Origin of the sequence: Micromonospora jinlongensis, assembly GCF_013410645.1 — a bacterium.
Classification (GTDB): Bacteria; Actinomycetota; Actinomycetes; order Mycobacteriales; family Micromonosporaceae; genus Micromonospora; species Micromonospora zamorensis.
Window position 1 is genome coordinate 4,255,790 of the sequence record NZ_JACCHK010000001.1, and the last position, 12,808, is coordinate 4,268,597.

Genomic DNA, 12,808 nt, shown 5'->3' on the forward strand with positions numbered 1-12,808 from the left:
TCCTGACAGGGTTGCGGTCGCTGCACCGAAGGTAGGCGACCCGGGCAACCACGTGCCAGCGGCCGCGCTGTGGGGTCCGCCTGCCGCTGACCGGTGGCGCTCAGCCCCAGCCCAGCGCGTGCAGCCGCTCGTCGTCGATGCCGAAGTGGTGGGCGATCTCGTGCACCACTGTCACGGCCACCTCGTCGATGACGTCGTCGTCGTTGTCGCAGATCCGCAGGATCGGGTGTCGGTAGATGAAGATCCGGTCCGGCAGGACGCCGGAATAGTCCCAGCCGCGGCTGGTGAGGGCGTGACCCTCGTAGAGACCGAGCAGGTCTGCCTCGCCCGGCGGTGGGTCATCCTCGACGAGGATCACCACGTTGCTCATCAGGCCGAGCAGTTCCTCGGGCACCTCGTCGAGGGCATCGCCGACCAGTTCCTCGAAGCGCTCGCGGGTCATCTCCACCGGCACCTCACCCATTCTGCCCGATGCGGGGTGTGCCCGGCCCGGTCAGTTGGAGCACCGCAGGGACCCGCGGGGCCACGGAGAGAGTGATTCCCGAGGTGGGCGAGGACTCTCTCCGTGGTCGAGCGGTGCGTGGGTCGACCGGCTCAGGAAGCCAGGCGGGCGTTGAGGGTGATCTCGGCGCCGGGCGAGAGCAGGCGGGAGATCGGGCAGTTGGCCTTGGCGGCCTCGGCGAGCTTCTGGAACTCCGCGTCGTCGATGCCCGGGACCTGGCCGACGGTCTCCAGGTCGATCCGGGTCACGGTCATCCCGGCGTCGGTCTTGTCCAGGTGGACCTTGGCGGTGGTCTCGACCGAGGTGGCCGTCGAGCCCGCGTCGGCGAGGGCCTTCGAGAACGCCATCGAGAAGCAGCCGGCGTGCGCGGCGGCGATCAGCTCCTCGGGGTTGGTGCCCTCGCCCTCCTCGAAGCGCGACTTGAAGGAGTAGTTGCCCGACAGGCCGCCCTTACCGGTGCGGACGGTGCCGGCGCCCTCGGTGAGATTGCCCTGCCATTGTGCTGAAGCGGTACGGATAGGCATGGGGAGAACGCTAGCGGAAAGGTGACCGCCGAGCGACCGACCGGGGCGGACGCCCGCCCTGCGATCCCCGTCACGCACAGCTGGCTGTGCCATGATGCGACCCAGGTCCGTGACCCGGGCGGAAGGATGACCGATGTCCGAGGAGCTTCCCATCCCACGGCAGGGCGACCGCTCCGACGGTCTGGCCGTGATCGAGTGGGGTGCCGACGACGACCCGGCCCCGCGCCGCCGGTTCGGTTGGTCCCTGGCCGGGCTCACCCAGGACCCTCGGCTGCCTCTGCTGCTCGCTGGTCTGGGCGCGGTGGCCGGGGTCGCCTCCATGGTCGGTGAGTGGCTGGTGATGAGCCTGCCGAACGGCGGGCCCGAGGGGGACGCCACGATCGAGGTGCCCGCCGGGGTGTCCGAGGTCGGCGGATTCGGAGTCGGCTACCTGGTGGGGCTTCTCGCACTGGTCTGCACCGTGGTGTTGGCGCTTCGCGGCACCGCGTCCGTGCGGTCGAATGCCCGGCTGGCCGGCCTCACGCTGGCCGGTGCGCTGCTGGCGTTGCTGGTCGCCGCCACGGCCACCCTCAACGATTCCGGTCAGCGGACCTTCTTCTACTCGGCACAGGACGGCTTCAAGGCCGAGTACGGTCGCGGCCTGATCATGGCCTTCGCCGCCTGTGTGCTGCTCGGTGCGGCCCTGCGGCTGGCCCCGGCCGGGACGCCGGAGGACCACCGGGCCGGGGACGCGCCGGCGGCCCGTGCCTGGCGCCGTCGCCGGGACCGCGACCCGGTGCAGGAGGACGGCCTGCCCGCACCGGCCGACCTGACGGTCACCCCCGCCGCGCCTTTCGCGCGCCCCGACACCCCGGCCTGAGCTGCGGGGATCCCGGCAACGGCTGTCCCCGCCGCGCCGTGTTCGACGGACACCGGACGGCTGCCGCTCGTTGGCGTCCGATTCGCCTGGAAGCCATGGATGCGACCCGTTCCGCGAGGTACGGTTGCTGCCCGCCGTCACGCCGGGCCTCGGCTTTTCCGACCGCACGGCAGGCTGCGACGGCGGCGGGCGAAGGAGGAACGATGACCCGCCCGGGACTACCCAAGCTGATCGCGACCGACCTCGACGGGACACTGGTCCGCAGCGACGAGACCGTCTCCGCGTACACCCATGGGGTGCTCGACAGGGTGCGGGCCGCCGGGATTCCGGTGGTCGGCGCGACCGGTCGCGGTCCTCGGCTGACCGAACTGACCCGCAACGACATCCGCGCCGCCGACTTCCTGGTGATGGCGGGTGGCGGACGGGTGGTCGACCAGAGCGACCCCACCGGCCCGCTGGTGCTCCGCGACGAGCGGCTGCCCGCCGAGGTGCTGGCCCGGCTGCTCGCCGACCTGGAAGCCGCTGTCGGCCCGCTGACGGTGATGGTCGAGGCGTCCGACGAGCATGACGCGCCGCTCTGGGGTGACTACCACGAGAGCTGGCCCTACCAGGATCGGTTCGAGGCGCGGACCCGCGCGGAGTGCCTCTCCTGTGATGTGATCAAGGCGTTCGCCCGGACCGCCGACCACCACGTGGACGAGCTGCTCGCGGTGGCCCGCCGGATCGTCTCACCGCAGGTCGCCACGCTCACCCAGGCCGGGCTCGGCTTCATCGAGATCTGCCCGCCCGGCGTGGACAAGGCGAGCGGGCTGACCGTGGTGGCGCAGACCCTCGGGGTCGACCCGGCCGACGTGCTGGTCTTCGGTGACATGCCCAACGACCTGCCGATGTTCGAGTGGGCCGGCTGGGCGCGGGTGGCGGTGGCCAACGCGCACCCCGACGTCCGGGCCGCCGCCGACGAGGTGACCCTGCGCAACGACGACGACGGAGTGGCGGTGTACCTCGACCGGCTACTGTCCCGGTGATGCAAGAGACACCCCGCCTGATCGCCACCGACATCGACGGCACGCTGATCCGCGACGACCACACCGTCAGCCCACGCACCGCCGACGTGCTCGCGCGGATCTCCGCGCAGGGCACGCCGGTCGTCCTGGTCACCGGCCGTCCGGTCCGCTGGCTCAAGATGGTGTACGACCAACTGGCCGAGCCTCTGCCGGCCGTCTGCGCCAACGGGGCCGTGGTCTACGACCCGTTCTCCGACGAGGTGCTGCGGGCTGACCCGCTGGCGCCGCAGCACCTGGCCGAGGTGGCCCGGAGGCTGCGCGCCGAGGTGCCCGGCATCAGCTTCGCCGTCGAGATCCTGAACAGCCGGGAGATGCGACATGAGGCGCACTATCCGCTGCGCTGGGACGTCGACCCCGAGGGGATCCGACCGATCGAGACGCCGGCGGAGTTGCTCTCGCTGCCGGCGGTGAAGCTGCTCGCCCGGGCCGGCGAGCAGGATCCGGACGCGTTCGCCGAGCTGATCGCGTCAGCGGTGGCGGGGCTGGCGGAGGCCACGCACTCGTCGTCCTCCGGCCTGGTGGAGATCTCCGCCGCCGGGGTGACCAAGGCTGCCGGCCTGGACTGGTACTGCGATCGACTCGGCGTGAGCGCCGCCGACGTGCTGGCCTTCGGCGACATGCCCAACGACGTGCCGATGCTCACCTGGGCGGGGCGGGGCGTGGCGGTCGCCAACGCGCACCGCGCCGTCCTGGCGGTCGCCGACGAGGTGACGACGGCGAACACCGAGGACGGCGTGGCGGCGTACCTGGAGAAGGTCTTCGGGTTGGGCTGAGCGGGCCGCGACCGGTCGGTCAGAGGTACTGGCCGGTGTTGTGGCCCTCACCGCCGCCCGGCTGGGCGATGCCGGGCATCCCGGGGACCATCCCGCCGGGGCCGCTGGGCAGCGCCTGCCGGCCGCCGCGCATCTGCTCCAACTGGACCCGGGCGGCCATCTGCTGGGCCACCAGGGCCGCCTGGATGCCGTGGAACAGGCCCTCCAGCCAACCGACGAGCTGGGCGTGCGCGATCCGCAACTCGCCCTCACTGGGAGCCTTGTCCTCGGCGAAGGGCAGCGAGATGCGCTCCAGCTCGTCGCGCAGCTCGGGGGCGAGGCCCTCCTTCAGCTCGACGATCGACCGCTCGTGGATCTCCCGCATCCGGTTGCGGCTGGCGTCGTCCAGGGGTGCGGCCTTCACCTCCTCCAGCAACTGCTTGATCATGCTGCCGATCCGCATCACCTTGGCCGGCTGTTCGACCAGGCGGGTCGGGTCCTCGCCCTGGCCCTCGTCGGTCTGCATCGTGCCGATCGGCCGGCCGTCCGGGCCGACCACCACAACGGTGCCGGAGTGGCCGGAGTCGTCGGGGCCGGGCTCGTCGTCTTGTCCAGCGGAGCGCGCTTCGGTCATGGGGTCCATCTTTACCCAGCGAGCGCGACCCATGCCGCCCGGGACCTACTCCCGGGGCCGAAACACCCGGGCGGGGCGCGCTACCGTCGCGCCATGCCTGTCGACCCGCGCGCCGTGCTGACCCGACCCGCGCCGGAACCCGACCGGACCGTCGCGTACGGCGACCACCCGGATCAGGTGGCCGACCTGCGCTTCCCGGCGGGGACCGGCCCGGCGCGACCGTTGGTCGTCGTGGTGCACGGCGGCTTCTGGCGGGCCGAGTACGACCGGCGGCACACCGGCCCGCTCGCGGCCGCTCTCGCTGCCTGCGGTTACCCGGTGGGGCAGCTGGAATATCGGCGGACCGGGCAGCCGGGCGGCGGCTGGCCGGGCACGTTGACCGACGTGCTGACCGGGGTGGCCGAGCTGCCGGCGCTGGCCGCCGAGGCGCTGCCCGACCGGGTGACCCGGGCCGCGCCGATCCTGCTCGGGCACTCTGCCGGCGGCCACCTGGCGATGTACGTGGCGGCCACCGCCCCGGCGACGGTGGCCGGGGTGCTCGCCCTGGCCCCGGTGGCCGACCTGGGCGAGGCGTACCGGCGGGACCTGGACGCGGGCGCGGTGGCGGCGTTGCTCGGCGGCGGCCCGACGGAGGTCCCGGACCGGTACGCGGCGGCGGATCCACGAATGTTGGTACCCATTCAGACACGCACCGTAGTCATGCACGGCTCGGAGGATCAACAGGTTCCGGTGGAGATGAGCCGCGACTTCGTCACAGCAGCCCGCGGCGCAGGGTCCGATATCTCCCTTGTTGAACTGCCCGGACGCGAGCATTTCGGGCTGATCGACCCCGAGTCGTCCGCCTGGCCTGAGGTTCTCAACGTGTTGCGGTCCCTGCACGATGATCTATAGCCATTGACGCAGCGTCGCGGACCAGGTAGAACGCCGGAGGGGCGGTGTTCGGCCCTGCAACGCTCCTTGGAAGGAACTCGGTGTCGCAGATGAATCGCAGGCGGGCGCTCCAACTGTTGGCCGCGCTCGGTACCACCGGGTTCGTCGCCGCGTGTGGCTCCGACACCGACGCCCAGCCGACCGCCGACCGCAGCCCGGTCAAGATCGGTCTGATCACGCCGCAGGGCGGCGGGCTCAAGAGCATCGGCGACGACATCACCAACGGCTTCCAGCTCTTCCTCGACCTGCACGAGCAGCGGCTCGGCGGCCACCCCGTCGACCTGCTGACCGCCGACGAGGGTGACACCGCCAAGACCGGCAAGGCCGCCGTGGAAGGCCTGCTCAAGCAGGGCGTGCTGGCGCTCACCGGCGTGGTCAACTCGGCGGTGATGGTCGGCATCCGCGACACCGTCGAGGAGGCCCGCGTCCCGCTGATCGGCTCCAACGCCTCACCGAGCAGCCTGCAGAGCGTCTTCTACATCTGGCGGACGTCGTACGTGCTGGACGAGGCCGGCCGGGCGCTGGGCCGCTACCTGCGCGACCAACTGCCGGCGAACGGCCGCGTCGCGATCATCATGCCGGAGAACGTCGGCAGCCCGGACGTGGTCCGCGGCTTCCGGCAGGAGTTCGGCGCGACCGACCCGCGCATCGCCGACCCGGTGACCTACACGAACGCCACCCCCAACCCGGGCAAGACGACGTACGCCTCGGACATCACCAAGGCACTGGCCAAGAAGCCCACCGTCGTCTTCTGCTTCTTCGCCGGGGCTGCCGCTGTGGAGTTCATCAAGCAGCTTCGGGAGAAGTTCGCCGGACCGGTCTACGCACCCGGCTTCCTCACCGAGGGCACCGTGCTGGAGAACCTGCGGGACAACGCGCTGGGCATCCAGACCGCGCTGAACTACTCGGCCGACCTGAACAACACGTCCAACCGGGTCTTCGCCTCGGCCTACCGCAAGAAGCACCAGGTCACCCCCACCACGTACGCGATGGCGTCCTACGACGCGGCGCAGGTCCTCGACCAGGCCATTCAGCTGACCGGCGGGAAGCCCACGCCGCAGCAGGTCAACCTGGCCCTGGGCAAGATCGGCCAGATCGACAGCCCGCGCGGCATCTGGCAGTTCAACCAGCCGCGAACGCCCCAGCAGAAGTGGTATCTGCGGGAGGTGCAGCGCGACGGTCAGGTCATGTCGAACGTGCTGATCAACGAGCTGGCCACGCTGGGCTGAACGCCCACCCGGAGCACGATTCGGGGCCGGTCTCCCAGTGGGAGGCCGGCCCCGAGGCGTTCGCGGGTCAGGGCCGCAACTCGGCGATGCAGCACTTCACGCTGCCGCCGCCCTTCTTCAGCTCGGCCAGATCGACCGCGACCGGGTTGTAGCCGGCGGCCTTGAGCTTGCCGGCCAGCCGGGTGGCCTCGCTGTTGAGCACCACGTTGGCGCCGTCGCTGACCAGGTTGAGCCCGAAGGCCATCGCGTCCTCGTCGTCGGCGATCACCGCATCCGGGAAGAGCTGGGTCAGCACCCGCTGGCTGGCCGCGGAGAACGCGCCCGGGAAGTAGACGACGTTCGAGTCGTCGATGGCCGCGAGCGCCACGTCCAGGTGATAGAAGCGAGGGTCGATCAGACGCAGCGACACCACCGGCCGGCCCAACGCCTCCTGCGCCTCACCATGCGCCGGAAGCTCGGTGCGGAAGCCGTGCCCGGCCAGGATGAGCCCGCCGTGCGCCTCCGGCACGTACGCGAAGTCGCCCTCGCCCTCATTGGTCTCGCTCGGTGCGATGAACCGCCAGCCCTGCGACTCGTAGAAGGCGTGGTGAACGGCGGCCTCGGTGGCCCGCTGCTCGTGCTTGAACCGAGCGCCGTACACGCTGCCGTCCACCGTGAAGGCGCCGTTGGCGGCGTACACCATGTCGGGCAGGCCCTGCTCGGGAGTGAGCAGGTGCACCTCGTGACCGAGGCCGACCAGCGTCTCGCGCAGCCGGTCCCACTGTTTGACGGCCAGGTCCCTGTCGACCGGGGTGGTCACGTCCATCCACGGGTTGATGGCGTACTCAACCGCGAAGTGCTCCGGCGAGCACATGAGATATGTCCGCTTTCGCGGGACTCGGTGCTGGTTCACGGTCACCAAGAGTAGGTACCGTTGAACTTTGGTAACAGCCACAACCGTTGCTTCCCAGAGGCGGAACGTTGCAGATAGACGCGGTAGACCAGCGGATCATTGCGTTACTCGTCGCCGACGCCCGTGCGTCGTACGCCGACATCGGTACCCGGGTGTCACTCTCCGCCCCGGCTGTCAAGCGTCGCGTCGACCGGCTGCGGGCCACCGGCGTGATCAGGGGATTCACCGCCGTCGTGGACCCGGCCGCCGTCGGGTGGACCACGGAGGCGTTCGTCGAGCTGTTCTGCGCCGGCCGGACCACCCCCGCACAGATCGGGGTGGCCGCACGTCGACACCCGGAGGTCGTCGGCGCGTACACGGTCTCCGGGGAGGCGGACGCCCTCGTGCACCTGCGCGCCGCCGACATCGCCCACCTGGAGGCGGCGCTGGAGCGGCTGCGCGCCGAGTCCTTCGTGACCTCCACCCGCAGCACCATCGTGCTCTCCCGGCTGGTCGAATCCCCGGGCGTGGGTCCCTCCACCCGACCTTGACCTCAAGCCCGCTTCAACACGTGCAATGGTCGTGGCGTGGCGCGAGGCCCGCCACGGCCGAGGGGGACCACATGCGGGCGATCTGGTTGCGGGAGTTCGGCGGGCCCGACGTGCTGGTGCCGGGCACCGCCCCCGACCCGACGCCCGGCCCCGGGCAGGTGCTGATCGACATCGCGCACGTGAACATCACCTTCGTCGAGACGCAGCAGCGCTCCGGTCGCCCCGGGCCGTTCCAGGTCACCCCACCGCTGATCCCCGGCAACGGCGTCGGCGGGATCATCACGGCCGTCGGGCCGGACGTCGACCCGGCACTGATCGGGCGACGGGTGGTCAGCGCCACCGGCGGCTCCGGCGCCTACGCCGAACGCGCGGTGGTGGACGTGTCCGCACCGATCGAGGTGCCCGCCGGCTTGGCGCTGGACGAGGCGGTGGCACTGCTGGCCGACGGGCGTACCGCCACCATGCTGATCGAGGCGGTGGGCGTACACGCCGGTGACCGGGTGCTGGTGGAGGCTGCCGCTGGCGGCGTGGGCAGCCTGCTCGTGCAGCTCGCGTCCCGGGCCGGTGCCCGGGTGATCGGCGTCGCCGGCGGGCCCCGCAAGGTGGAGCTGCTGACCGGCCTGGGCGCCGACCTGGCCGTCGACTACCGCCTGCCCGACTGGGCCGACCGCGTCCGAGCTGCGACGGGCGGGGCCGACGTGGTGCTCGACGGGGTCGGCGGGGCGGTGGCCCGAGCGGCATTCGAGCTGCTGGACCCGGGTGGCCGCATGGTCAGCTTCGGATTGGCCAGCGGAGAGTGGTCGCCGGTGTCGGAGGAAGCAGCCACCGCACGGCAGGTCACAGTGATCCGGCCGGACGTGCCGCCCGCGCGGCTGCGGGCGTACACCGAGCAGGCCCTGGCGGACGCGGCGGCCGGCCGCCTGCGACCAATGATCGGCCAGCGATTCCCGCTGGACCGCGCCGCCGACGCGCACGCCGCCATCGAGGCGCGCGCGACGGTCGGCAAGACCCTGCTGGACGTGTCCTAGGAAACGCGCCCTACAGGTACATGCCGGTGCGGTGCTCCGACTCGTCGCGCCGGACCGGCTTGTCGCCCTCACCGAAGAACCGCTTGCCGCCGAACTCGCCGTGCAGACGGTCGTCCAACTCGTCGGCGAGACCGGTCATGACCTGCACCGCCAACATCAGGTGGGTGGCCTGGAAGTTGCGGCCGAAGACCGGGATCGACGCCCAGACCGTGTCGTCGGCACAGTAGAGGCGGCCGATCGGCATCCGGTTGGTCAACTCGGAGAGCTTGACGTAGAGGCGTTCGGTCGGCTCCACCTCGGTGAGCACCGGGGAGAAGACGTCCACCAGGGGCGGATTGTCCCGCACCCGCACGAAGACCATCGCCGAGCCGGCGCGGATGGTGATGTCGCCGTCCGAGTCGATCTGCAACCGGTCGGTGTCCGACTTCAACATCGTGGAGACCACGGTACGGACCCGGTCCGCCAGGTCGAGCACGTCGTCCCGCTCGACCTGCGCGGCAGCGGCCTCGGCGAGCGCCTCCTCCAGGTCCGCCTCGACATCGGCGTCCGGGCCGAACTCGCTGCGCGCGGTGCCCAGCGGTTCCGAGGACAGCGGTTCACCCTCGGCGTCGTGCACCAGATAGACCAGGAAGGCCGGGTGCGGAGCACCGTAGACGTCACGCAGTGTGCGGGAGAGCAGCGTGGCGACCCGGGTCGACTCGCCCGTCGTGGCGTTCAGCCCGAAGGAACCGCCGGAGCCGGCGACCACCCCCGGAGGGGACCAACCGAGCGCGACCATGTCCGCCACCGCGCCCCGGTCCAGTCGGTAGCCCGCCGGCAGGGTGGCGTTTCCGACAGCGCGGGCGGACAGCACGCCGCCAGCGTCCACGTCGACGCTGATCGAGTAGACGGCGTCTCCGGTGCCGGAGGCGGTCGGGTCCAGCGTCACGTCGAGATGCGCCCCCACCGGAAGGTCCCGCAGTCGTACGGCGAGCGCGCGGGCGAACTCCTGCCACGCCTCGGTCACCTTCGCCCGCAGGTCGGTGGTGCTGGGCTCGTCGAGCAGGATCGATTCCACCGGCTCAGCCGTAGCGCCGGGCAGCTCACCGTGCGGCGCCGAGGGGTGGTCAGCCGTCATGATCGCCTCCGTCCGTCACGATCACCCTACCCACGCCGCCTGTGGGCCGGATCAGCCCGGACCGGGATCGGACAACGGCGGTCAGGGCACCGTCGGGTCCGCGGGGTCGGCGCCCAGCTCGACGGGCCAGGTGCCCGCCAGCGCACTGATCCGGGCCGCGGCGCCGGCCGGGTCCGCCCCTCGACCAACCGCCAACCCCAAGAGGTACGCGGTGACCGGCGCCCCGGGCCGCAGCACCTGGTGGGCGACGTCCCGGGCCAGATCCAGCACCGCCGGCACGGGCACCCCGGCCGGGTCCAGATCCAACTCCGTGCACACCGCCGTGACCCAGTCGTCCATCACCGTCATCGCGCCCACTCCTCCGCCCGGCGTACGTCCTCGTCAGTGTCGCAGTCGAACCAGGGCGGCGGGCCGTCGCCGGACCAGGGCACCTCCCGTACGACGAGACCGGCCAGCAACGCCCGGACCGGCGCCCCGCTCAGGCTGCCGCCACGCTCCACCGCCAGCCGGTCCAGCCCGGCCCGCAGCGCGGCGACACGCCAGACACCGCAGAGCGACTGCCGCCGCCCGTCCCCGTCGACGAAGCACGCCCCATCGGGCCCCTGCTCGTCGCCGCCGAGTTGATTCAGCAGGTCACCGATCGCCTCCCGGGTGAGCAGCGGCAGGTCGGCGGCGAGCAGCGCGACAAGTGCCGTGTCGGGATCCAGCAGCGCCAGGCCGGCAGCCGCCGCGGCGACCGGCCCGCCGTCGGGTGGGTCCTCCCGGATGACGCGCACGCCTGCGGGGACGGCGTCGGCCGGACCGACCAGCACCCTCGGCGCGGCATCGCTGACGGCGGACAGCACCCGGTCGCGCATCGGCCGGCCACCGACCGGGCGCGCGGGCTTGTCCACCCCGCCCATCCGCCGGGCGGCCCCACCCGCGAGCACCACAGCGGCGTACGTCTCCACCCGGCCACCGTAGCCGTGTGGACGCCCCGACAGAGCTGGCCGCGTGGATGCCCGACGGCGGCTGGTCGTGTGGATGCCCCGACGCGCTCGCTGCCGGTGCCCGATGGCTGGTGGCCGTGCGGGCGTACCGGCGTCGGGTGGAGGATGGCGGGATGGGACGGGCAACTGATCGACGGGGCGTACTCCGCATTGACCTGGACGCTGCGACCGCGGGGCGCGGGTCGGTCCGCCGACCGGACACGCTCGCGGTCGAGGAGCCGCTGGAGATCCGAGTCGGCGCGGCCGGCCCGGGCCGACGAAAGCCGCTCGCCGTCACCATGCGCACCCCGGGTGACGACCTGGACCTGGCCATCGGGTTCCTGCTGACCGAGGGGCTGATCCGTTCGACCGATGACGTGCTGACCGCGCAGCTCTGCGCCGGCGCGGAGACGCCGAACACCTACAACGTGGTGGACGTGGTGCTCGCCCCCGGCGTGCCGGAACCGACCACCGACCCGTCCCGCAACTTCTACACGACCAGTTCCTGCGGGGTCTGCGGCAAGGCCAGCATCGACGCGGTCCGCACCCGGTCGCTGTTCCCGGTCTCGGAGGACCCGCTCAGCGTGCCGGCCGCCCTCCTCACCGAGCTGCCGGACCGGCTGCGCGCCGCCCAGCGCGGCTTCGACCGGACCGGCGGACTCCACGCGGCGGGGCTGTTCACCCCGGACGGTGAGCTGGTGGTGCTCCGGGAGGACGTGGGCCGGCACAACGCCGTGGACAAGGTGATCGGCTGGGCGGTGCGGGAGCGGCGGCTGCCGCTGGCCGGGCACCTGCTGCTGGTCTCCGGGCGGGCCAGCTTCGAGCTGACCCAGAAGGCGTGGATGGCGGGGTTGCCGCTGCTGGCCGCGGTGTCCGCCCCGAGCACCCTCGCCGCCGAGTTGGCCGAGGAGGCGGGCATGACACTGGTCGGCTTCCTTCGTGGCAACACGATGAACGTCTACGCCCGCCCCGAACGGGTCACAGTCTGATCACCAGCTCGTCGAGCAGGCCCAGCCGGATCACGGCGTCGCGGGCCAGCAGGAAGCCGGCGATGCCGAGGACCCAGCCAAGCATGCCGCCGGAGTGGCGGGCGATCCAGCCGTTGAGCCGCACCAGCACCGGCTCGGCCAGCCTCGGCCACGCCACTCGCGCCCCGAGCAGCAACACCGCAGGCAACACCATGACAAGGCAGTAACCGGCGAGCAGCCCCACCATCTCCGCCGCACCGATGCCGGAGGTGGTCAGCAGGCCGACCGCACCGAGGTACGGCAACATCGTCGCCACCTCCGCGAGCGCGGCGAGCAGCGCCAACCCCACCATCCAGCGCATCGAGGAGTCGCCGGCGGTGACCCGGTCCCGCCACCGCAGTACCCCGCCGCCGCGTGGCCGTCGTTTCCCGTCGTACCGGAAGCTGAGAGCGAACAGCCCAACGCCGAGAACGAGCTGCGCCCAGAGCACCGGCCGGTTGTCCATCGCCCCGCCGAGGACGTCGGCCAACTGGCTGCCACCCACGGCGAGCAGCAGCCCCACGGCGAGGTAGAAGAGGGCGATGGTGCCGAGGTAGACGAGGATCCGCCGCGCGTTGACCGTCCCGGGCGCGAGCAGCAACCAGATCGGGATGAAGAGAGTCCCGATGCTGGTGCTGTCGATCAGGGCCAGGCCTGCGAGCGACAGCAGCAGTCCGACGCTCATGTGGGGCGTTCGCTCAGTAGGGGCATCTGATCATTCTGCGGCGACGGCAGGCGCGATGACTCGCCCCGTGGAACGAACGTCCGCTAC

The 12,808-nt window shown here is 71.8% G+C and carries 16 protein-coding genes; 8 read left to right on the plus strand and 8 right to left on the minus strand.

All coding sequences use genetic code 11. The annotated features are described in order from the left end of the window. Window positions 1-100: 100 nt before the first annotated feature. The gene (locus HNR22_RS18870) at window positions 101-448 is read right to left on the minus strand and encodes a metallopeptidase family protein (RefSeq protein WP_172862248.1); all 348 of its coding nucleotides are present in this window, start codon (window positions 446-448) and stop codon (window positions 101-103) included. Between the two features lie 146 nt (window positions 449-594). Further along, a complete protein-coding gene (locus HNR22_RS18875) occupies window positions 595-1,026 on the minus strand; it encodes an OsmC family protein (protein WP_088950735.1) in 432 nt (143 codons plus the stop codon). Between the two features lie 133 nt (window positions 1,027-1,159). On the opposite strand from HNR22_RS18875, the gene HNR22_RS18880 reads away from it, so the two are divergent. The 3 genes from HNR22_RS18880 to HNR22_RS18890 all read left to right on the plus strand — a co-directional run bounded on the left by HNR22_RS18880 (window position 1,160) and on the right by HNR22_RS18890 (window position 3,722). Then, the gene (locus tag HNR22_RS18880; protein ID WP_179781460.1) at window positions 1,160-1,885 is read left to right on the plus strand and encodes a hypothetical protein; all 726 of its coding nucleotides are present in this window, start codon (window positions 1,160-1,162) and stop codon (window positions 1,883-1,885) included. Window positions 1,886-2,088: 203 nt separating this feature from the next. Further along, on the plus strand, window positions 2,089-2,910 hold the full coding sequence (locus HNR22_RS18885) for an HAD family hydrolase (protein ID WP_179781461.1): 822 nt from the start codon (window positions 2,089-2,091) through the stop codon (window positions 2,908-2,910). Next, window positions 2,910-3,722: an HAD family hydrolase gene (locus HNR22_RS18890; RefSeq protein ID WP_179781462.1), complete on the plus strand. Its 813-nt coding sequence runs from the start codon at window positions 2,910-2,912 to the stop codon at window positions 3,720-3,722. Before HNR22_RS18885 ends, HNR22_RS18890 begins: the two co-directional genes overlap by 1 nt. Window positions 3,723-3,741: 19 nt before the next feature. On the opposite strand, the gene HNR22_RS18895 is transcribed toward HNR22_RS18890, so the two are convergent. Then, a complete protein-coding gene (locus tag HNR22_RS18895) occupies window positions 3,742-4,344 on the minus strand; it encodes a bacterial proteasome activator family protein (protein WP_088950739.1) in 603 nt (200 codons plus the stop codon). Between the two features lie 84 nt (window positions 4,345-4,428). Here HNR22_RS18895 and HNR22_RS18900 point away from each other — a divergent pair, with 84 nt between their 5' ends. Together HNR22_RS18900 and HNR22_RS18905 are read left to right on the plus strand one after the other, a co-directional pair. Further along, complete coding sequence (locus tag HNR22_RS18900) at window positions 4,429-5,226, plus strand: alpha/beta hydrolase family protein (RefSeq protein ID WP_179781463.1); 798 nt, start codon at window positions 4,429-4,431, stop codon at window positions 5,224-5,226. Between the two features lie 80 nt (window positions 5,227-5,306). Beyond that, window positions 5,307-6,494: an ABC transporter substrate-binding protein gene (locus HNR22_RS18905; RefSeq protein ID WP_179781464.1), complete on the plus strand. Its 1,188-nt coding sequence runs from the start codon at window positions 5,307-5,309 to the stop codon at window positions 6,492-6,494. A gap of 67 nt (window positions 6,495-6,561) precedes the next feature. Here the strand turns inward: HNR22_RS18905 and ddaH are convergent, their stop codons facing one another. After that, entirely contained in the window at window positions 6,562-7,395 is an 834-nt protein-coding gene (ddaH, locus tag HNR22_RS18910) for a dimethylargininase (RefSeq protein WP_343059873.1), read from the minus strand. A 59-nt stretch (window positions 7,396-7,454) separates the two neighbouring features. Between ddaH and HNR22_RS18915 the strand changes: the two genes are divergently transcribed. Continuing rightward, window positions 7,455-7,916: an Lrp/AsnC family transcriptional regulator gene (locus HNR22_RS18915; protein ID WP_088950743.1), complete on the plus strand. Its 462-nt coding sequence runs from the start codon at window positions 7,455-7,457 to the stop codon at window positions 7,914-7,916. Window positions 7,917-7,987: 71 nt separating this feature from the next. Continuing rightward, window positions 7,988-8,944, plus strand: coding sequence for a zinc-binding dehydrogenase (locus HNR22_RS18920; RefSeq protein WP_179781465.1), 957 nt, complete (start codon window positions 7,988-7,990; stop codon window positions 8,942-8,944). A gap of 10 nt (window positions 8,945-8,954) precedes the next feature. Here HNR22_RS18920 and HNR22_RS18925 read toward each other — a convergent pair whose 3' ends face one another. The 3 genes from HNR22_RS18925 to mobA all read right to left on the minus strand — a co-directional run bounded on the left by HNR22_RS18925 (window position 8,955) and on the right by mobA (window position 11,011). Further along, window positions 8,955-10,061: a T3SS (YopN, CesT) and YbjN peptide-binding chaperone 1 gene (locus tag HNR22_RS18925; RefSeq protein WP_179781466.1), complete on the minus strand. Its 1,107-nt coding sequence runs from the start codon at window positions 10,059-10,061 to the stop codon at window positions 8,955-8,957. An 81-nt stretch (window positions 10,062-10,142) separates the two neighbouring features. Next, window positions 10,143-10,409 carry a DUF6457 domain-containing protein gene (locus HNR22_RS18930; protein ID WP_179781467.1) on the minus strand — a complete coding sequence of 89 codons (267 nt, stop codon included), beginning with the start codon at window positions 10,407-10,409 and terminating at the stop codon, window positions 10,143-10,145. Further along, on the minus strand, window positions 10,406-11,011 hold the full coding sequence (gene mobA / locus HNR22_RS18935) for an NTP transferase domain-containing protein (protein WP_179781468.1): 606 nt from the start codon (window positions 11,009-11,011) through the stop codon (window positions 10,406-10,408). The genes HNR22_RS18930 and mobA overlap by 4 nt, the downstream gene beginning before the upstream one ends. 152 nt (window positions 11,012-11,163) lie before the next feature. Here mobA and fdhD point away from each other — a divergent pair, with 152 nt between their 5' ends. Continuing rightward, window positions 11,164-12,018: a formate dehydrogenase accessory sulfurtransferase FdhD gene (gene fdhD / locus HNR22_RS18940; protein ID WP_179783621.1), complete on the plus strand. Its 855-nt coding sequence runs from the start codon at window positions 11,164-11,166 to the stop codon at window positions 12,016-12,018. Here fdhD and HNR22_RS18945 read toward each other — a convergent pair. Then, complete coding sequence (locus HNR22_RS18945) at window positions 12,008-12,721, minus strand: GAP family protein (protein ID WP_179781469.1); 714 nt, start codon at window positions 12,719-12,721, stop codon at window positions 12,008-12,010. The two genes, fdhD and HNR22_RS18945, sit on opposite strands and share 11 nt — an antisense overlap. Between the last annotated feature and the right edge of the window lie 87 nt (window positions 12,722-12,808).